General features: G+C 65.6%; 23 protein-coding genes. 11 read left to right on the forward strand and 12 right to left on the reverse strand.

Features of this window, described 5'->3' with window-relative positions; all coding sequences use genetic code 11:
* Positions 1 to 43: 43 nt before the first annotated feature.
* Positions 44 to 1702 (reverse strand): ABC-F family ATP-binding cassette domain-containing protein, encoded by a 1659-nt coding sequence (locus ASD87_RS17250; RefSeq protein ID WP_056324091.1) that lies wholly within the window; start codon positions 1700 to 1702, stop codon positions 44 to 46.
* 369 nt (positions 1703 to 2071) lie between these two features.
* Positions 2072 to 2545, reverse strand: coding sequence for an Lrp/AsnC family transcriptional regulator (locus ASD87_RS17255; RefSeq protein WP_056324093.1), 474 nt, complete (start codon positions 2543 to 2545; stop codon positions 2072 to 2074).
* Positions 2546 to 2653: 108 nt separating this feature from the next.
* Here ASD87_RS17255 and ASD87_RS17260 point away from each other — a divergent pair, with 108 nt between their 5' ends.
* Positions 2654 to 4144, forward strand: coding sequence for an aminotransferase class V-fold PLP-dependent enzyme (locus ASD87_RS17260; protein ID WP_056324096.1), 1491 nt, complete (start codon positions 2654 to 2656; stop codon positions 4142 to 4144).
* 60 nt (positions 4145 to 4204) lie between these two features.
* On the opposite strand, the gene ASD87_RS17265 is transcribed toward ASD87_RS17260, so the two are convergent.
* A complete protein-coding gene (locus tag ASD87_RS17265) occupies positions 4205 to 4573 on the reverse strand; it encodes a hypothetical protein (RefSeq protein ID WP_056324098.1) in 369 nt (122 codons plus the stop codon).
* Between the two features lie 264 nt (positions 4574 to 4837).
* Between ASD87_RS17265 and fmdA the strand changes: the two genes are divergently transcribed.
* Positions 4838 to 6067 carry a formamidase gene (gene fmdA / locus ASD87_RS17270; protein ID WP_056324102.1) on the forward strand — a complete coding sequence of 410 codons (1230 nt, stop codon included), beginning with the start codon at positions 4838 to 4840 and terminating at the stop codon, positions 6065 to 6067.
* Between the two features lie 9 nt (positions 6068 to 6076).
* Positions 6077 to 6409 carry a zinc ribbon domain-containing protein gene (locus ASD87_RS17275; protein ID WP_056324104.1) on the forward strand — a complete coding sequence of 111 codons (333 nt, stop codon included), beginning with the start codon at positions 6077 to 6079 and terminating at the stop codon, positions 6407 to 6409.
* A 72-nt stretch (positions 6410 to 6481) separates the two neighbouring features.
* On the opposite strand, the gene ASD87_RS17280 is transcribed toward ASD87_RS17275, so the two are convergent.
* A complete protein-coding gene (locus ASD87_RS17280; RefSeq protein ID WP_056324107.1) occupies positions 6482 to 7231 on the reverse strand; it encodes an ABC transporter substrate-binding protein in 750 nt (249 codons plus the stop codon).
* 81 nt (positions 7232 to 7312) lie between these two features.
* Positions 7313 to 7738 (reverse strand): copper resistance protein NlpE, encoded by a 426-nt coding sequence (locus tag ASD87_RS17285; protein WP_056324109.1) that lies wholly within the window; start codon positions 7736 to 7738, stop codon positions 7313 to 7315.
* 200 nt (positions 7739 to 7938) lie between these two features.
* Here ASD87_RS17285 and ASD87_RS17290 point away from each other — a divergent pair, with 200 nt between their 5' ends.
* The 7 genes from ASD87_RS17290 (at position 7939) to ASD87_RS17320 (ending at position 12040) form a co-directional block, all read left to right on the forward strand.
* Positions 7939 to 8418, forward strand: a complete 480-nt coding sequence (locus tag ASD87_RS17290; RefSeq protein ID WP_056324111.1) for an OsmC family protein — start codon at positions 7939 to 7941, stop codon at positions 8416 to 8418.
* A 9-nt stretch (positions 8419 to 8427) separates the two neighbouring features.
* Positions 8428 to 8976 (forward strand): cysteine hydrolase family protein, encoded by a 549-nt coding sequence (locus tag ASD87_RS17295; RefSeq protein WP_056324114.1) that lies wholly within the window; start codon positions 8428 to 8430, stop codon positions 8974 to 8976.
* 5 nt (positions 8977 to 8981) lie between these two features.
* On the forward strand, positions 8982 to 9206 hold the full coding sequence (locus tag ASD87_RS17300) for a DUF3820 family protein (RefSeq protein WP_056324642.1): 225 nt from the start codon (positions 8982 to 8984) through the stop codon (positions 9204 to 9206).
* 153 nt (positions 9207 to 9359) lie between these two features.
* Positions 9360 to 9680, forward strand: a complete 321-nt coding sequence (locus tag ASD87_RS17305; protein WP_056324115.1) for a hypothetical protein — start codon at positions 9360 to 9362, stop codon at positions 9678 to 9680.
* Between the two features lie 76 nt (positions 9681 to 9756).
* Entirely contained in the window at positions 9757 to 11010 is a 1254-nt protein-coding gene (locus tag ASD87_RS17310) for an Hsp70 family protein (RefSeq protein WP_056324118.1), read from the forward strand.
* Positions 11011 to 11095: 85 nt separating this feature from the next.
* The gene (locus ASD87_RS17315) at positions 11096 to 11683 is read left to right on the forward strand and encodes an NUDIX domain-containing protein (RefSeq protein ID WP_056324121.1); all 588 of its coding nucleotides are present in this window, start codon (positions 11096 to 11098) and stop codon (positions 11681 to 11683) included.
* Positions 11684 to 11707: 24 nt separating this feature from the next.
* Entirely contained in the window at positions 11708 to 12040 is a 333-nt protein-coding gene (locus tag ASD87_RS17320) for a 2Fe-2S iron-sulfur cluster-binding protein (protein WP_056324123.1), read from the forward strand.
* Here ASD87_RS17320 and ASD87_RS17325 read toward each other — a convergent pair.
* The 7 genes from ASD87_RS17325 to ASD87_RS17355 form a co-directional block, all read right to left on the reverse strand.
* Positions 12021 to 12506: a hypothetical protein gene (locus ASD87_RS17325; RefSeq protein WP_235512731.1), complete on the reverse strand. Its 486-nt coding sequence runs from the start codon at positions 12504 to 12506 to the stop codon at positions 12021 to 12023. The genes ASD87_RS17320 and ASD87_RS17325 overlap by 20 nt on opposite strands.
* On the reverse strand, positions 12457 to 13158 hold the full coding sequence (locus ASD87_RS17330) for a thioredoxin family protein (RefSeq protein WP_056324127.1): 702 nt from the start codon (positions 13156 to 13158) through the stop codon (positions 12457 to 12459). Before ASD87_RS17330 ends, ASD87_RS17325 begins: the two co-directional genes overlap by 50 nt.
* Positions 13159 to 13209: 51 nt before the next feature.
* The gene (locus ASD87_RS17335) at positions 13210 to 13659 is read right to left on the reverse strand and encodes an SRPBCC domain-containing protein (protein ID WP_082586327.1); all 450 of its coding nucleotides are present in this window, start codon (positions 13657 to 13659) and stop codon (positions 13210 to 13212) included.
* On the reverse strand, positions 13560 to 13997 hold the full coding sequence (locus tag ASD87_RS17340) for a metalloregulator ArsR/SmtB family transcription factor (RefSeq protein WP_056324133.1): 438 nt from the start codon (positions 13995 to 13997) through the stop codon (positions 13560 to 13562). The genes ASD87_RS17335 and ASD87_RS17340 overlap by 100 nt, the downstream gene beginning before the upstream one ends.
* A 72-nt stretch (positions 13998 to 14069) precedes the next feature.
* A complete protein-coding gene (locus ASD87_RS17345) occupies positions 14070 to 15221 on the reverse strand; it encodes a hypothetical protein (RefSeq protein WP_056324136.1) in 1152 nt (383 codons plus the stop codon).
* 14 nt (positions 15222 to 15235) lie between these two features.
* Complete coding sequence (gene fnr / locus ASD87_RS17350; protein ID WP_056324138.1) at positions 15236 to 15964, reverse strand: fumarate/nitrate reduction transcriptional regulator Fnr; 729 nt, start codon at positions 15962 to 15964, stop codon at positions 15236 to 15238.
* 97 nt (positions 15965 to 16061) lie between these two features.
* The gene (locus ASD87_RS17355) at positions 16062 to 16508 is read right to left on the reverse strand and encodes a gamma-glutamylcyclotransferase (RefSeq protein WP_056324141.1); all 447 of its coding nucleotides are present in this window, start codon (positions 16506 to 16508) and stop codon (positions 16062 to 16064) included.
* 138 nt (positions 16509 to 16646) lie between these two features.
* Between ASD87_RS17355 and clpB the strand changes: the two genes are divergently transcribed.
* Positions 16647 to 19253: an ATP-dependent chaperone ClpB gene (gene clpB / locus ASD87_RS17360; protein WP_056324143.1), complete on the forward strand. Its 2607-nt coding sequence runs from the start codon at positions 16647 to 16649 to the stop codon at positions 19251 to 19253.
* Positions 19254 to 19342 lie beyond the last annotated feature (89 nt).

Consider the following 19342-nt stretch of genomic DNA (forward strand, 5'->3'; position numbering starts at 1 on the left):
TTATGACACTCCCGTGCTAATTGATCCCTCATCGGCCGACCCTTCATACCGCAGTCAGCCGCCAGCCTCGAACTCCCCGCACCAATTCATGCGTAGGCGCAATCCTCCCCAAAAACGCCTCATCATGCGACACCACCACCATCGCCCCGGGATACGTTCGCAGCGCCTTCTCCAATGCCTCCATCGACTCAATATCCAAATGATTCGTCGGCTCATCCAGCAGTAGCAACTGCGCGGGCGTTTTCCGCCACAACGCACATGCCAGCGCAGCCTTGAGGCGTTCCCCGCCGCTCAAGGTCCCGGCGGGCGCATTGACTTGCTCAGATCCCAAGCCCAGCAACGCCAACCGACTGCGAAGTTCACCTTCCGATAACGTGGCGCCCAGCGCATGAAGCGTCTCCAGCAGGGACTTATCTTCCGGAATGACGGACGCCCGCTGATCTAGCATCGCTGTCGGCACGCGTACGTCGCAGAGGCCTTCGTGCGGAATCAACTCCCCCGCCAGCATCGATAGCAACGCGCTTTTGCCGCAGCCATTCGGCCCGCGAATTGCCAACCGGAAAGGGCCCGACAGCGTCATCGTCAGCGCGAAAACGTCCGCTGGATAGGGCGGTCTCGCATGCTCCAGATGCAGTACGCGGCGGCCCTGCGGCACCGCGGTTTCGGGCAAAGCCAGTGCGACGTTGGCCGATTGATCAATCTGTGCGGCTGCCTGCCTAACCGCGTCATCCAGCGCGGCAACCGTATCCTGCCGCCGCACGTTTTCTCTGCCCGCATGGGCTTGGGCATTCGCCTTCTTCATCCCCAGCAGGATCGGCGCCTGGTTCGCATCCCGGGCCTTGCGGGTGTCGCGGGCGGTGCGTTGTTGTTGGGCGTCGTGTTGCTGGCGCAGCGCGCGCAGAGTGGCGGCCCGTTCGTTGCGGGCGTGTGCTAGGGACGCTTCGTTCGCGGCGGTCAAGCGGTCGCGGTGGTCGCGGTAGGCGGAATAGTTGCCGGAATGGGCGTTGAGGTTGCCGCGATCCAGTTCGACGATGGAGGACATGGCATCGAGCAGCGTCCTGTCATGGCTGACGACAATCAAGCCGCCGCGCCAGGTGGTGATCTGATCCATGAGCCAGCGGCGGGCGCCTGCGTCCAGGTGGTTGCTGGGTTCGTCCAGCAGCAAGGCGTCCGGGGTTTGCATGAGGGCGCCGGCGAGCGCGACTCGGGTCAGTTCGCCTCCACTGGCGGCCGATGCGGGATGTTCGGGCTGCCACGCAGGTAAGCCCGCGTCGGCAAGCATGCGGGTCCATTCATCTCGGATGCGCCAATTGCCCTCGGCGAGGTCGTAATCCGCTTGGCGGGTGCTGCCGGATTCGATGTTGGACAAGGCGTCAAGAATCGGCGCGATGCCGGCGACTTGGGCCAAGGTGGCGAGGTCGGATCGTGGTTGTTCCTGCGGGACGTAGGCGATGCGGCCGTGACGCACGATGCGGCCGCTTTGTGTGGCGATAACGCCGTGCGCCAATTGCAGCAGCAAGGACTTGCCCGCGCCGTTGCGGCCGATGAGGCCGTGGCGGATGGGGGCGAAGTCGTGGCTGACGTCACGGAGCAGGACGCGGCCGTCTGGCAGCGCATGGCTGACGTGACGCAGGCTGAGGAAAGGCGCCGACGCGGGCGGCTGAAGATGCGCCGGCGCGGGCGCGTGAGAAGACTGGGCCATGGAAAGCTCTCCGGAATCGACAAGGCGCGTTGCGCGTAGCGCAAGCGGTGATCTGGGGGAGGGCTTAGAGGGTCATGGCCGGACGAGTCTCCGCGATGGGGGAATAAGTGAGATTCGAGCAGTGTGCCGCGGGAAAGTTCCGGGCTGCACGCTGCGAAGCATTTTAACGGGCGGGCGGCACCGTAGGTGCATTGCCGTTTCTACACCGGCAACTGGCAAGCGAAACGCTGGGCCGTTTTGAAAGGGCGGCTGGCATTTAAACCTGTGAACGGTAGGACATAGGCGGCCGTTATTGAAACACATGACCGTTAAGGCTCAAGCAGCCGGTAAAAAAAACATGCGGTCGTCAGCGACGCCGCCCGATTCCCCTCAATCCTCCAGCAGCCGCAAATCAGGCGGCCGGTTTTCGATAATGGCTTCCATGCTGAAGAACCCCGTCACCGTGGACAGCTCAAAATCCGTGATCAGCTTCTGATAGAACCGGTCGTATCCCGCCATGCCACGGCAGACGACTTTGATCAGGTAGTCCCAATCGCCGCCGATGCGATAGAACTCGGTGACTTCGGGCAGCCGTTCGACGTGCTGGCGGAATCCGTCGGCCCAGGCCTTGGCGTGGTGGCTTGTGCGGATCATCACGAAGACCGTGAGATCCAGGCCCAGGGCGACCAAGCTGACCTCTGCGCGCGTGCCGCGGATGATGCCACAAGCGTTCAGGCGTTGAAGCCTGCGCCAGCACGCGTTCTGGGACAGGCCGACCCGATCGGCTAGCTCGCGCTGCGACAAGGAACCGTCTTTTTGCAGGCAGTTGATGATGCTTAGATCAAGCTTGTCTATTTTTTCCATGAATTCGATCTTATGACCCGTTTATACGAAAAATCAGCAAAAAAACGGTGATGTTTCATCTTGGCATCCATCGTATGATATTTCCGAACTTTTCGGATCTATTGCCTCATGAACACGACCCTCGCCGGTGCGCCCGCAGGCGCCCCGGCTTCGCCTTTGCAGCAGTTCCAGGACAGCTTGAAGACTTCCGATATAGCCGCCGCGCTTGCCGACGGGCTTATCGGAAAGGACGCCAGCATTGACGGACCGTTTGGTTCCAAGCCGCTTGTCTACGCCGATTACGTGGCGTCGGGCCGTGCGCTGATTCAGGTCGAGCGCTTTGTGCTGGAACAGGTGCTTCCGTATTACGCCAATTCGCACACCGAAGCCTCGTTCTGCGGCGGCTTCATTACGCGGCTGCGGCGCGAGGCGCGTGCGGCGATTGGCCGCGGTTGCGGGGCGGGCGACGAACACGCGGTGATTTTCTCGGGCTCGGGCGCTACGGCCGGCATCAACCGGCTGGTGAATCTGTTTGGCGTGAAGGCGGCGGTGGCGGCTGGCCGGAAGGTCCGGGTCATTATCGGACCCTACGAACATCATTCGAACATCCTGCCATGGCGCGAATGCGGCGCTGACATCGTCGAACTGGAAGAAAGCGCCGAAGGCGGGCCGGATCTGGCTCAACTGGCTCAAGCGCTGGACGCGCCGGCGGGCGCGCTGGTCGTGTGCGCGCTGTCGGCGGCGTCGAATGTGACGGGTATCGTCGCGGACGTCGAAGGCATCACGCGGCGGGTGAAGGCAGCCGGCGCGAAGATGTTGTGGGACTATGCAGGCGGCGCGCCGTACCTGCCGATTCGGATGTCGCCGGCGCCTGATGCGCAGATCGACGCCATCGTGTTTTCGCCGCACAAGTTCATTGGTGGCCCGGGTGCCTCGGGCGTCCTGATCGTGCGCCGCGATGCGGTGCTGGATACGACGCCGACGTGGCCGGGTGGCGGCACGGTGAAGTTCGTGTCGCCCGTGGGTCATGACTACAGCGGCAGCCTGGAGTCGCGTGAGGAAGCGGGTACGCCGAACGTGGTGGGGGACATCCGCGCCGCGTTGGTGGTGCTGGTCAAGGAAGCATTGGGCGCGGATTTCATGCAGCAGCGCCATGCGCATTTCGTGCAGCGGGCGCTGGCGGCGTGGAAGGGCGCCGAGCGCCTGGAACTGTTGGGGTCGTTGACCGCAAATCGCCTGCCGATCTTTTCTTTCCGGGTGCGCGACGGCAAGGGCGGGTTCGTGCATCAGCAGTTGGTGACGCGGATGCTGAGCGACCGTTTTGGCATTCAGGCTCGTGGCGGATGTGCGTGCGCGGGTCCGTACGTGCATCGTCTGCTGGAAATCGATGACGCGCAGTCTTTGCAGATGCGGCAGGCCATTCTGGATGGCCGAGAAATCGAAAAACCCGGCTTTGTGCGCTTGAACTTCAGTGCGTTGCTGTCGGACGCGAAGGCGGATTTCATTCTGAAATCGGTGTTGGCGCTGGCGGCCGACGCCACGGAATATGCGCATCTTTATGGCTTTGATCCCAGCCGCGCCATTTTCTTTCCGCACGACGCCCAAAAGAAGGCAGCTTGACGTGCGTTAGCGGATGACTGCGGTTGCGGCGCTTGAACGGCCGCAATCGCAGGCCTGCGTTCAATTCTTCATGTGCAGGCCGCAGGTCCGGATCCACGACGCCTTCATGTCCGTGAGATCGTCGGACGCGCCCGTCAGCGTGCGCGTGACCTGATCCGAAAACTGCACACCGTCGCGGCGGCAGGCTTCAAAGTCGTCGCTGAGCGCGAAGCGCGCGTCTAGCAGGTCCAGCCGGCCTTGGCAAAGCTCCCGGTTCAATTCCAGATTATTGGCGGCCTCGCGCGTGCGCTGGACGTCTTGCGCCTGTTTGATGCGGGCCAGCTCCGCATCGACGCGCGCGATGCAGCCGTCGTCGGCAAAGGCGGGCGCGCTGGCGCACGCGGCGATGAGTAGTGCGATGCCGAGTAACGGGCGATGGAGTACGGGCATGCTGGAAAACCTTGATGTAGCGCGATGATCGGCTTGCATCATAACTGTTGCTTGATCGGCATTCCTGGCGCGCTGCCCCAGCCACTTGCGGCGCAGGCGTCGTGCACTGTGCAAAAAGCCAGTTTACCGATGTCTCAAACTGTCCTACCGTCGTTTCCAGATCATTGGCTCACGAAGCCCGGGTGTGCGCTTATCGCTTCCATGTAAGCAGCCAGCGGTCAACCCTTCTGTTTTATCAACGCTTTACGACGGAGATGAAAGAGAATGACCAACACGCTTATCAGTGTCGATCTGGAACAGTCCCCCTACGACAACAAGCAGATCCATAACCGCTGGCATCCGGATATTCCGATGGCGGTGTGGGTCAAGCCCGGGGACGATTTCATTTTGGAAACCTACGACTGGACGGGCGGCGCGATCAAGAATGATGACAGCGCCGACGATGTGCGGGATGTGGATCTGTCCACCGTGCACTTTCTGTCCGGGCCCGTGGGCGTTGAGGGCGCGGAGCCGGGGGACCTGCTGGTGGTCGACCTGCTGGATATCGGTGCCAAGCCCGACAGCCTGTGGGGGTTCAATGGGTTTTTCAGCCGCAACAATGGCGGCGGGTTTCTGACGGATCACTTTCCGCATGCGCAGAAATCCATTTGGGATTTTCACGGCATGTTCACGTCGTCGCGGCATATTCCGGGCGTGAGCTTCGCGGGTCTGATTCATCCGGGACTGATCGGGTGCCTGCCGGACCGCAAGCTGCTGGACGAATGGAACCGGCGTGAGCAGGCGTTGATCGATACCAATCCGAATCGCGTGCCGCCGTTGGCCAATCCCCCTGCGCCCAAGACCGCGCACATGGGCGCGTTGCAGGGCCCGGACCGCGATCGGGCGGCGGGCGAGGGGGCGCGCACGGTTCCACCGCGCGAGCATGGCGGCAATTGCGACATCAAGGACCTGTCGCGCGGGGCGCGGGTGTTTTTTCCTGTGTATGTGAAGGGCGGCGGGTTGTCGGTGGGCGATCTGCATTTTTCGCAGGGCGACGGCGAGATCACGTTCTGCGGCGCGATCGAAATGGCCGGCTGGGTGCACATGCGCGTGTCGCTGATCAAGGGCGGCATGGACAAGTATGCGATCCGCAATCCGATCTTCAAGCCCAGTCCGATCACGCCGGCCTACAAGGACTTTCTGATTTTTGAAGGCATTTCGGTCGATGAGGCCGGCAAGCAGCATTACCTGGACGTGAACGTGGCTTACAGGCAGGCGTGCCTGAACGCTATCGAATACCTGAAGAAGTTCGGCTATTCGGGGGCGCAGGCCTATTCGCTGCTGGGTTGCGCGCCGGTGCAGGGGCACATCAGCGGCGTGGTCGACATTCCCAATTCGTGCGCGACGCTCTGGTTGCCGACGGAGATTTTCGATTTCGACATCCAGCCGTCGGCCAGCGGACCGGTCAAGCACATCAAGGGCGACGTCGACATGCCGCTGTCGCGCGATTTGTAGGAGACGACGATGCCGATGTATGACTATGCCTGCGCGGATTGCGGCGAGTTTGCCGTGTTGCGGCCCTTGGCGCAGTGGCGGGATCCGGCCGCATGCCCGCAGTGCGGAGTGCTGTCGGGCCGCATCGTGGCGGGTGCACCGGCGGTGTCTGCGCTGTCCTCGGCGATGAACCGTGCGCACGCGGCCAATGAACGCAGCGCCAATGAGCCGCGCAGCACGCGGGCGGGGCACGGCATGAACTGCGGGTGCTGCAGCAGCGGGCGTTCGCGGGGCCGGACGCGCACGTCGGGCGATGGCGCCAAGTCATTCGCGGGCGCAAGGCCCTGGATGATCAGCCACTAGCCCGATCGCCGCCGGCCGGGCCGCTGATTGAAGACGCCCGGCCGTGCGGCGTTCCCGCGCCTAAGACTACGTCTACGACTGTACTGCCGGTTCCAGCGGCGCCACGGCGGCGCCCTGGATCTTGTGGCGCGCCAGCGCCTCGGCGACGAAGCCCGATTTCTTCATGGCTTCGACGAAGGCCGAGAGGTAGGCGCTGGCCTTGTCGCCGCGGCGCTTGGGCACGCCCATCGCCTGGCGGATCAGCATGAAATGGCCGTCCAGAAGGCGCAAGCCGCCCAGGCGTTGCGCGTCGGCTTCGAGCTGCTGTTTGACGCCTGCGGCGACTTCCATGTTTTCCTTCAAGAAGGTTTCGACGACGGCGGGCGAGGTGGGGGCGCGAAAGATCTCGGCTTGCTTGAGTTCGCGCGTCAGGTACAGGTCATAGGCGCTGCCCTTGCCGACGACGACGCGCTGGCCCGCACGGTCAACTTCGTCCATGGCGGCAATCGGCGAGTCCTGGCGGACGAGGTACGCGCCTTCGATGACGACATACGGCGCCGTGAAGGCGATCTGCTCGCCACGCAGCGGGTCGATCGCGAAAAAGCCGACGTCGGCCTGTTCGGCGGCCACCGCGCTGACGGATTCGCCCGCCGATTTGAAGACGACGAGTTCCAGTGTCACGCCCAGCCGGCGCGCAAGTTCGGTCGCCAGGTCTACCGACACGCCGCCAGGTTGGCCAGTGGCGGGGTCGGCGTTCGCGAGAATGGGATTGCCCAGGTTGATGGACGCGCGCAGCACGCCCGTGGGGGCGAAGGCAGACAGCAGTTCGTGATCGGTCTTCATGGCTTCCTTGCGGGAGGGGACGCGCCGCCGGGCGCGGTCGATGCCAGAGGATAGCCCCAAAGCCCGCAGCGGCGCGATGCCTTATTGCGCGCGGCGCAGCACGTAATGACCCGCGAGCGGTCCGGTGGGACGCGTGCCGTCGCGGTACAGCATCGTTACCTGGTTCTCGCCGACGAAGTAACGCTGGCTGTCGCCCGCGGCGTCCAGACGGATCGTGCTGCCGTCGGACTCCCAGCTGAAGGTGCCCGACACGACTTCGGGCTGGGGCTGGCGGTCCAGATACTGCGTCAGCTTCTCGTAGCGGCCGTCCTTCATGAGCGTCAGGCGCGTGCGGATGCCGGGGCAATCGGCGCAGGGCAGCACGCCTTCATAGCTGCCCGGCCAATCCAGGGAATTGCGAGCGGTGTGGTTGTCCACCGGCACGGAGCGGGCGGTGATCGGCTTGGACGGGGCGCAGCCCGCAAGCAGCGCAAGACTCAGGGTGCAGGTCAGGGTGGTTTTCATCATGGCGAGCTCCTGTGTGACGGCCTGACGGACGGCCAGACGAGTTTTCACGATACGGACAGTAACTGTCCGATGCTGAAACGGGATGTAAGACCGCAGCGCCGCCAGTTTGGCCAACCGGGACAAGCAGGCCTGCGCTAAGCTCGGCGTTCCTTGCGCGGGAGGCGGCATCGGGCTGCCGGCGCAGCGATAGGGCGACAGGCATGAAAGGCGAACACCATTACAAAGTTTCCGTCGAATGGACCGGCAACACCGGCGCCGGCACGGCCGGCTACGCGGCCTATTCTCGAGACCACCTGATCCGGGCCGCAGGTAAGCCCGACGTGCCCGGATCGTCGGACCCGGCCTTTCGCGGCGACCCCGCGCGCTGGAATCCCGAGGACATGATGGTGGCCTCGTTGTCGGCCTGCCACAAGCTCTGGTATCTGCACTTTTGCGCGGTCGAAGGCGTGACCGTGCAGGCCTACCGGGACGAGGCCGAAGGCGTCATGGTGGAGGACCCGAAGCGCGGCGGCGCGTTTGCCTCGGTCACGCTCAAACCCCAGGTCACGATCGCGGCGGGCGGCGACGCCGCGTTGGCGCAAGCGCTGCACGAGCGCGCGCACCATTTCTGCTTCATTGCCAATTCCGTGAATTTTCCGGTACGGTGCGAGCCACGCATCGTGATCCAGTCTGCCTCCTGACCACATTCCATGAATACCGCTCTTATCGTGATCGACGTGCAGCGCGCGTTGTTCGAAACCTCGCCGCCGCCTTTCGAGGCCGAGCAGGTGCTGTCGCGCATCAACGCGCTGGCCGCACGCGCCCGCTCGGCCGGCGTGCCGGTTATCTATGTTCAGCATGAAAGCCCCGGCTCGGACCTTGCGCATGGCGCGCCGGGATGGGATCTGGACACGCGCCTGGCGACCTCCGCGCAAGACATCCGCATCCGCAAGACGACGCCGGATTCGTTTCTGCGCACGGATCTGGCGCTTGTGCTGGCGGACCGGGGCGTAACGCAACTGGTTGTATGCGGCTACGCCACGGAGTTCTGCGTGGACACCACAGTGCGGCGCGCGGCGGGGCTGGGCTTGCCCGTGACGCTGGCGGCCGATGCGCACACCACGCACGACAAGCCGCACGCGGATGGCGCGCAGATCCGGGCGCACCACAACGCGACGCTGCCGGACATTTCGAGCTTTGGCGTGAAGATCGCCGCGGTGCCGTCCGCCGAACTCTTTGCCGGCGGCGGGCCGCGATGAACGTGATGGACCCGGCACTGCTGTCGCTGCTGGTCACGCGCGACATGCCCTTCGGCAAATACAAGGGGCGGCTGATTGCTGATCTGCCGGGGCCTTATCTGGCGTGGTTTGCGCGCAAGGGCTTTCCGCCTGGAGAGCTGGGGCGCCTGTTGGCGCTGATGCACGAACTGGACCATAACGGGCTGTCGTCGCTGCTGGATCCGTTGCGCCAATCGCGGCGCCCATCTTGAGGGCAATCCGGCAAGCGGGGCTGACCGGAAATGCGAGGAAACAACTGGCGGCTTCCGTGTAGCGTCTTGGCACGACGCGGGCGCCACGCCGCGTAATACGATAGGGTCGCAGCCGGCCATCGGACCGGGCGCTGACTTATCGAAGAGGTTTCCATGAACAAACACCACGTCTCTGCCTTCCTGCTTGCTGCCCTGTGCGCGGCGGGCGCCGCCCAAGCCCAGAACGCCGTGCCCGGCACGACGCAGGAAATGCAGTTTCCGTCCAGCCAGGGCAGCCTGTCGCCGCCGTCGACGCTGCGCATGACGGTCACGCCCGAGACGCCGCCGGTGGTGATCCGCGATACGCCGCAAAGCCAGGCCGAATTCCAGCGCTGCCGCACGGTGTCTGACCGTGCCGCCACGTCGCGCACGCAGATGCAGGCCGGCCTGGAGCAGTGCCTGCGCGAACTGGAGCAGCGCCGCCAGCAGCAATAGAAGCGGGTGGGAATCCAGGGCCGGAGCCAGAGCGGGTACACTTGTGCGCCGTTTTGCTCTAAGCGCCTGAATTCCCATGATTTCCACCGCCTGCGGCGTCGACTTCGGCACCTCCAATTCCACCGTCGGCTGGAGCCGTCCCGACCAACATGCGCTCCTGACGCTGGAAGACGGCAAGACCACCTTGCCGTCGGCCATCTTCTTTCATGACGAGGACGCCGAGGTCAGCTATGGCCGGGCGGCCATCTCCGACTACCTGGCCGGCTACGACGGGCGCCTGATGCGCTCGATGAAGAGCCTGCTGGGCAGCTCGCTCATCGACGGCTCGACCGAAGTGCAGGGCCGCTCCATTCCGTTCCGTGTGCTGTTGACGCGCTTTATCGCCGAATTGAAGGCGCGCGCCGAAACGGCCGCCGGACGCGGCTTTACCCGCGCCGTGCTGGGCCGTCCCGTGTTCTTCGTGGACGACCATCCCGCCGCCGACCAGACGGCACAGGACACGCTGGAAGAGATCGCGCGCAGCGTGGGCTTTACCGACATCGAGTTTCAGTTCGAGCCGCTGGCGGCCGCGTTTGACTACGAGTCGCAGATCCGCCGTGAAGAGCTGGTGCTGGTGATCGACATTGGCGGCGGCACGTCGGACTTTTCGCTGATCCGGCTGGGACCGGACCGCGCACCCAAGCCCGACCGCCGCGACGACATCCTGGCCTATGGCGGCGTGCACATCGGCGGGGTCGATTTCGACAAGCAGCTGAGCCTGGCGCACGTGATGCCGCTGCTGGGCCTGGGCAGCCAGCTGCGCAGCGGCAAGGACGTGCCGTCGACGCAGTACGGCAATCTGGCCTGCTGGCACACCATCAACCAGGCCTACACGCGCAAGGCCGCCGAGCACTTTGCCTACATCCGCGCCGAGGCCGGCGACCGCCAGAAGATCGACCTGCTGCTGAACCTCGTCAAGGAGCGTGCGGGCCACTGGGTGGCGGTGCAGGTGGAAGAAGCCAAGATCGCGCTGTCGGACGCGCCCGCCACGCGTATCGACCTGTCGCGCGTCGCGCCGGACCTGGGCGTCGAGGTGACGCGCCCGTCGTTCGACGCATGCGTGGGGCGGTTGATCGACAAGGTCGAGACCACCGTGGGCCAGCTGCTGCGCGATGCGGGCGTGTCCACGGCGGACGTGGATACCGTGTTCTTCACCGGGGGCTCCAGCCGCGTGCCGCGCCTGCGCGAAAGCGTGTCCCGGCTGGTGCCCGAGGCGCGCAGCGTGGAAGGCGATTTGTTTGGCAGCATCGGGGCGGGCCTCGCGCTGGACGCGGCGCGCAAGTTCGGCTGACCGGCGGCCGGCGGGGCGATGGTAAGCTGCCAGGCGTGCCTCGTACGGCCATCCGCCCCTTCCTGTCCATGATCCAGACGTCCTCATGACCCGACCCGCCGATACCCATCTCGTCGAAACGCTGCTCACGAGCGAGGCGCCGTACGACGGCAGCTTCCTGAAGATCCGCCGCGACACCGTCAGTCTGCCCAACGGCCACACCGGCATCCGCGAATACGTGGTGCACCCGGGCGCGGTGGTGGTGATTCCGCTGCTGGACGACGGCCGGGTGCTGCTGGAGCGCCAGTTCCGTTATCCCATCGGGCGCGTGATGACGGAGTTTCCGGCGGGCAAGCTGGATCCGGGCGAGGATCCGCTGGTGTGCGCCAAGCGCGAACTGCTCGAGGAAACCGGTTATACGGCCGCCCAATGGGCCCACGCGGGCGCCTTGCATCTGGCGATCGCCTATTCCACCGAGATCATTCACATCTTCTTTGCGCGCGGCCTGCAGGCGGGGGAACGCCAGCTTGACCAGGATGAATTCCTGGACGTGATCAGCACGCGCCCCGAAGACCTGATCACCGCCTGCAGCCAGGGCGAGGTCACCGACGCCAAGACCCTGACCTGCGTGCTGTGGATGCAGAACGTGCTGTCCGGTGCCTGGAAGCTGGACTGGCAGGACAACGCCGCCTGAACGGCGGCCGCCGTCCCACCGCCCATGTCCTCGTACCCCGTTCTTGTCCAGCCGGCAGGCCTGCGCTTTGAGGCGCCCGCCGGCACGTCCGTGCTGCTGGCCGCGCAGGCGGCGGGCATCAAGCTGCCCAGTTCGTGCCGCAATGGCACGTGCCGTGCCTGCATGTGCCTGCTGGTCGAGGGATCGGTCGTGTATGGCGTCGAATGGCCTGGCCTGTCGCGGGACGAAAAAGAAGAGGGCTGGATCCTGCCGTGCGTGGCGCAGGCGACGTCCGCGTTGGAGATCCAGGCGCCCGGCGCGGCGCCAATCGAGGCGCGGCCGCCCGCCGTCCGCCCGCTTACCGGCGCCAGGCGTTGAGCGCGGCCACCGGCAGCAGCGCGGCGGCCATGCCGGCGGTCATGCCCAACACCATTCCCCAAAAAGGTGCGGTTCCCAGCGCCTGCGCCGTTTGAACGCCCAGGCGCGCGCCCAGCACCATTCCGATCGCCATCAGGATCAGGCATAGCAGGCGGCTTGCCAGCGGCGTTTTTGCCCCCGGACGCCGGGACCAGGGAAGCCAGGACCAAGGCAGCAGCGCTGCCAGCGCCATCGCGGCGGAACTGGCGGGCATCAGCGCCGCGTGCCGCCATGCCAATTGCGCCAGGGTGCCCGGCGCACCGCATTCGCTGGCCAGCAGCGCGGCAGGCGTGCGCCATGTGTCCACGACCAGTCCGGCGCCCATGGCCGCCAGGCAGGCCAGCCAGAGGCGCGCCATGCCGGCCGTGGCCGGCGGCTTAGCGCTGGCCGTGGCAGGCGTGGCGGGGGACGTCGCCGTATTGGTCATGGTGGCGCACCCAGTCGCGTACGTCGAAATACGGGCCGTTTTCGTTGCGGCCCAGCGGCGCGATGTCCAGATAGTTGTACGCGCCCGCCAGCCGCTCCACGCCGCGTTCGAAGGCCGAGTAGGTGTGGAAGATCTCGCCGTCGGGATCACGGAAGAAGGCGCTGGCTCCAGGACGTTCCTCGACCGCGCCATCCGCCTGCGGCACGGACGCGCCGAAATCGAAGTTGAAGTCGCTTTCCGCCGAGGAATACCAGTCAAATGCCCAGCCCATGCGGGCTTTGAACGCGGCCAGCCGGGCGTACGGCGCGCGCGAGACGGCCACCACCGACACGTCGTGGTGCCGCAGATGCAGGAGCGCGCTGTCCAGGTGGTCGGCCAGCAGCGAGCAACCCACGCAGCCTTCCTCCCAGTCCGGACCAAACATGAAGTGATAGACGATGAGCTGGCGCTTGCCGTGAAAGAGGGTCTGCAGGCGCTGCGGCCCCTGCGCGCCTTCGAACAGGTAGGGCTTGTCCACCTGCACCCACGGCAAGGCCATGCGGTCACGCGTCAGGGCGTCGGTGGCGCGGGTCAGTTCCTTTTCGCGCCGCAAGAGCGCCTCGCGCGCTATATGCCATTCGTTGCGGGATACGACGGGATGATCGGTTTGCATCTTGCGTCTCCTCTTCGTGCCGGGCGCGTTCGCCCGGGCTCGGGTTCAGCGTCAGGCCGCGCCGGCCAGGTGATTGGCCAGCCGGTCCAGGGCGCCCGACCAGCCGTCTTCGTGGCCGTCGCGCGTCGCTTCGTCGACGAAGGGCGTCTGCAGGAAGGCAAGGTCGGTGCCGGCGCCCGCCGCCGTGAATTCCAAGGTGATCAACGAGACTTCCTGCGGGGTGTCGCGCCACGCCCAGGTGAACACCAGGCGGCGATGCGGCGCGACTTCCTGATAGCGGCCGCTGGCGTAGTGCACCGCGCCGTCGGCGGTGACGAAGCCCACCTGATAGGCGCCGCCCGCCCGCACGTCGGTTTCGGCCAGCAGCACGCGCTGCGTGCCTGCCGGGCCAAACCAGCGCATCAGCGCTTGCGGGTCCGTCCAGGCTCGCCAGACACGTTCGACGGGGGCGTCAAAGCGTCGCTGGAGCCGCAACTCGATGGGGGAGAGTCGGTTTTCCATGGATGGATTTCCTCTTCGTGATACAGGTATCGCGCCAGCGAATCCAGTTGGCCCGTCCAGAACTTCTCGTAGCGCGCCAGCCAGTTGGCGGCGTCGCCCAGGGGCTTGGCCGACAGCGTGCAGCTCACGACCCGGCCATCCTTGGCGCGCGCGATGAGCCCGGCGTCTTCCAGCACCCGCAGGTGTTTCATGAAAGCGGGGAGGGACATGGCATGCGGCTGGGCCAGCGTGCTGACCGAGGCCGTGCCGTTTTCCAGGTCGGCCAGCACCCGGCGCCGCGTGCCATCGGCCAGCGCGGAAAAGATGGCATCGAGGGCGTCATCATTTAACTTAACCATAAGGTTAACTTTTAGGCCGGCCACGAACGCCTGTCAAGCCGGGAGGCTGCGGATTTTCCCTAGGGGGAAGGGTTATTTAGCGCGAGGCTTGATGATGTCGCAGGCCGCGGCGGTGCGGCTAGCCTGGGCGTCGCCGCCCAGCAGCGCCCGCACGCCGCAGATCGACCCGAACATGCGCTTGCCGTCGTGGCCGACGCCGCCGACTTCGAAGGCGGTGTGGCGCAGGGTGACGGGCTTGCCGCCGCGCGCGGCCAGTACGTGTTCGTACTGCACGTAGCCCGTGCCGCGCGCCAGCCGGGTGGCACCCTGGGCTTCGGCGCCGCAGGCCTTGTCCAGCAGGCGGTGTTCGGGGTTGTTGTCGGCGCCGCCCAGCAGGTAGACCACATCGCGCGCGGCGTAGCGCACGAAGAGCGTGGCGTCGTCGGTTTCGCGGGCGTAGGCGGGCAGCTTGTCGGTGCCGTACTTGTACTGGTTGTAGGTCGGGCAGATGCCGCGTTCGTACGGCGCATAGCCTTTGCCGTCGGCGCGGGGCCGTTCGTTGGTCAGGTACAGGTAGGACGACGGATTGGCAATCACGTAGCGCAGCGTGAGGCCGTCGCGGCGCAGTGCGCCATCCAGATTGTTCAGCACCGCGTACCGGTGCACCAGTTGCGCGCCGGCTGAATGGCCGGCCAGCACCAGCCCGGTCAGCGACGGCAGCCGTTTGCGGTCGTTCAGGCTGCGCAGCAAATCATCCAGGACCTGGAACGAGGCGACGGGGGCGGGGCGGCCTGCGGCCTGAATACTTTCCTGGCCGTCTTCCCAGCTGGCCTTGCGCCAGGCGGCCATGCCGGCAAACCCGGAGTCGATGGAGCCGGAAAACCGGGGAGCGAGCACCAGCGTGTCGCCGGCGCGCGCCGGGTCGGCGGCGACCAGCGCCGCGGCGGTTTCGAAGTATTGGTCGGCGTCGCGCTTGACGCCGTGGATGACGATGAGCACCTGCTTGATGCCGCGCAGATCGTCCTTGGTCAGGTCGCGGTTGGCGTAGACCGGCATCTTGTACCGGTGGCCGGGCCGACCCAGTTCAACGGTCTGCCAGCGCAGCGGCGCCGCGCGCTTGGGCGCGGGCGTGGCTTCGTCGTAGTCGTAAGGGTCCGGCAGCGGCGTCTGGGCGTGCGCGCTGGCAAATGCCAGCACGGCGGCCACCGCCAGCGCGGCAGGCAGGAGGGCAGGCGCCCGACGCATGGCGCGGCGACTGCTCAGCAGCTCTCGTGTCCCAGCAGTTGCTTGAGCGCCGGCAGGTCCAGGATGCGGACTTCGCGCTGGTTGATCTTGATGAGACCGTCGCGCGCAAAACGCGAGAACAGCCGGCTCACCGTTTCCAGCGTCAGGCCCAGGTAATTGCCGATTTCTTCGCGGCTCATGCGCAGCACGAACTCGGTCGAGGAATAGCCCAGCGAGGCATAACGCTGCGACAGGTTCAGGAGGAAAGCGGCCAGGCGCTGTTCCGAACGCATGGAGCCCAGCGACGCGAGCATCTGGTGCGAACGCGTGATTTCTCGGCTCATGAGGCGGCGGAATTGCTGCTGCAGCGAGGGCAGGTGCGAGGCCACGCGATCGACTTCGTTCAGGCGGATGACGCAGACCTCGGAGTCTTCGAGCGCCACGGCGGCCGACACGTGCTTGCCGTCCAGCATGCCGTCCATGCCGACGATCTCGCCGGGCAGGTGAAAGCCCGTGATCTGGATCTGGCCAGTGGCGTCTTCAAGTTGCGTCTTGAGGCTGCCGAAGCGCACGCCATACACGGCGTCCAGCGGATGATCCAGCGAGTAGAGCGTCTTGCCTTTTTCGACGCGGACGCGTTCTTTCACCAGCTCGTCCAGCTTTTCGACTTCAGCGGCTGCCATGCCCACGGGGACGCAGACATGGCCCAGCATGCACGTGGAACAGTGGGCGGCATCAGGGGCAATGGGGACCCGTTTTTGCATACGATGACCTTTAGAGTGCCCATTGCGCGGCGGGCGCCGGAACGGGTGTGAAGCACGAGACAGGCGTCTATTGTAGTCCGTTGTTACTACGGACGTCTTACGAGGGGGCCTTCCGGTCGTCCGGCGTTGTCCGGGAAACTCGGTGGACGATCCAGTCGTCCCCGGCGATATCGACCGCCGTGGCCCGCCACGCGGGGTCGATCGGGTAGTACTCGCAGTGCAGCAATAGGGGTTCGCCGGGGCCTTCAAGGCGGGCGCAGACCGTCCTGCGCACGAAGCAGCAAGGCTTGCCGGGCTCGTATTCCTCGATCTCGTCCATCAGGGCGAGCAGCGCCGGGCCCACCCGGAAGACGTCGCCGCGGACCCGCCTGCCGTCGTCCACGGGGATGAGTCCGGGCCAGTCGCCAAAATCGACCAGCATGCCGGGCACGCTGGCGGCGCCGACATGGCTGGCCGGGGGCAGGCCGCGCCGTGAGGCGGCCCGGGCGAGGTCGTTGATTTCGCCTGCCCGTAGGGTTCCGTACACAAAAACGTATATGCTCATCGCTAGGTTTGCTGCTGCACGTCGAAAACGACCATGAAGGGCGCCGGGTGTTGAAATTGTCTCATCCGGCCACATATTCAGGTTATCGAGCCAGCCGGCACGTATCGGTCAGGCTCCCCACAAGCCAATACGACCATTATGCGATTCGACAAACTTACGACCAAGTTCCAACAAGCGCTGGCCGACGCGCAAAGTCTGGCCGCCCGCAACGATCATCCCTATATCGAACCCGTCCACGTGCTGTCCGCCCTGTTGTCGGATTCCGACAGCGGCGCCGGCAGCCTGCTGGCGCGGGCGGGCGTTGCGGTAAATCGTCTGGGCCCCGCCCTGGAGACGGCGCTCAAGTCCCTGCCGCAAGTGCAGGGCGATGACAACGTCCAGGTGGGCCGCGACCTGCAAGGCGTGCTGACGCGCACCGACAAGGAAGCCGCCCGCCGCGGCGACACCTACATCGCCAGCGAACTGTTCCTGCTTGCGCTGGCCGACGACAAGGGTGAGGCCGGCCGCATCCTGCGCGAGGCGGGCCTGCAGAAAAAGGCCCTTGAAGCCGCGATCGACGCCGTGCGCGGCGGCGAGAACGTCTCCGGCGCGGAAGGCGAGGCCAACCGCGAAGCCCTGTCCAAGTACACGCTTGACCTGACCGAGCGCGCCCGCCAGGGCAAGCTCGACCCGGTCATCGGCCGAGACGACGAAATCCGCCGCACCATCCAGATCCTGCAGCGCCGCACCAAGAACAACCCCGTGCTGATCGGCGAACCCGGCGTCGGCAAGACCGCCATCGTCGAAGGCCTGGCGCAGCGCATCGTCAACGACGAGGTGCCCGAGACCCTGCGCGGCAAGCGCGTGCTGTCGCTGGACCTGGCGGCGCTGCTGGCGGGCGCCAAGTTCCGGGGCGAGTTCGAAGAACGCCTGAAGGCCGTGCTGAAAGAGCTGGGCCAGGACGACGGCCGCAACATTGTCTTCATCGACGAGCTGCACACCATGGTGGGCGCGGGCAAGGCCGAAGGCGCGATGGACGCGGGCAACATGCTCAAGCCGGCGCTGGCGCGCGGCGAACTGCACTGCATTGGCGCGACCACGCTGGACGAATACCGCAAGTACATCGAAAAGGATGCGGCGCTGGAGCGGCGCTTCCAGAAGGTGCTGGTCGACGAGCCCGACGTGGAGTCCACCATCGCCATCCTGCGCGGTCTGCAGGAACGCTATGAAATCCACCACGGCGTCGAGATCACCGACCCCGCGATCGTGGCGGCCGCCGAGCTGTCGCATCGCTACATCACCGACCGCTTCCTGCCCGACAAGGCCATCGACCTGATCGACGAGGCCGGCGCGCGCATCCGCATGGAGATCGACTCCAAGCCGGAAGTGATGGATAAGCTGGACCGCCGCATCATCCAGCTCAAGATCGAGCGCGAGGCCGTCAAGAAGGAAACGGACGACGCGTCCAAGCGCCGCCTGGGCGTCATCGAGGACGAGCTGCAAAAGCTGCAGCGCGAATACAACGACTTCGAGGAGATCTGGAAGGCCGAGAAGGCCGCCGTGCAGGGCACGCAGGCCATCAAGGAAGAGATCGACAACGTTCGCGCCGAGATGGCGGAATTGCAGCGCAAGGGCCAGTTCGACAAGCTGGCCGAGCTGCAGTATGGCAAGCTGCCGGACCTTGAGGCGCGCCTGAAGGCCGCCGAAGTGGGCGCCGCCGAGGCCGCTGAAAACGCTGAAGGCGACGAAACCCGTCCGCGCCTTTTGCGCACCCGCGTCGGCGCCGAGGAAATCGCCGAAGTCGTCTCGCGCGCCACCGGCATTCCGGTGTCTAAGATGATGCAGGGCGAACGCGAAAAGCTGCTGCACATGGAAGAGTTCCTGCACAAGCGCGTGGTGGGCCAGGACGAGGCTGTGCGCCTGGTGTCCGATGCCATCCGCCGCTCCCGTGCCGGGCTGGCCGATCCGGCGCGTCCGTATGGGTCGTTCCTCTTCCTGGGGCCGACCGGCGTCGGCAAGACCGAACTGACCCGGGCGCTGGCCGAGTTCCTGTTCGACTCCGAAGAGCACATGATCCGCATCGACATGAGCGAGTTCATGGAGAAGCATTCGGTGGCGCGGCTGATCGGCGCGCCGCCGGGATACGTGGGTTACGAAGAGGGCGGCTACCTGACCGAGGCCGTGCGGCGCAAGCCCTATAGCGTGGTGCTGCTGGACGAAGTCGAAAAGGCGCATCCGGACGTGTTCAACGTGCTGCTGCAAGTGCTGGACGACGGCCGCCTGACCGATGGCCAGGGCCGCACCGTGGACTTTCGCAACACCGTCATCGTGATGACGTCCAACCTGGGTTCGCAGCATATCCAGACGCTGGCCGGCCAACCGTACGACGTGGTCAAGGAAGTGGTGTGGGATGAGCTGAAGCAGACGCTGCGGCCGGAATTCCTGAACCGCATCGACGAAGTGGTGGTGTTCCATGGCCTGGAAGCGCAGCACATCGAGTCCATCGCACGCATCCAGCTTCGCCGCCTGGGCGAACGCCTGGAAAAGCAGGAGATGCGGCTGGAAGTGACCGAACCGGCGCTGGCGGAACTGGCCCGCTCCGGCTTCGATCCGGTGTTTGGCGCGCGCCCCTTGAAGCGCGCGATCCAGCAGCAGATCGAGAACCCGGTGGCTCGCCTGATCCTGGAGGGCAGGTTCGGCCCGCGCGACGTGGTGCCGGTCGACTGGCAGGACGGCAAGTTCGTCTTCACCCGCACCTTGCAGTAAGCCTGCTGCACCAACAAAAATGCCCGGCGCGAGCCGGGCATTTTTTTGCCTGCGCTGCGCCGCCGAAATCGGCGGCGCAGGGGGGGCGA

The sequence above is a fragment of the Achromobacter sp. Root170 genome (assembly GCF_001428165.1).
Classification (GTDB): domain Bacteria; phylum Pseudomonadota; class Gammaproteobacteria; order Burkholderiales; family Burkholderiaceae_B; genus Achromobacter; species Achromobacter mucicolens.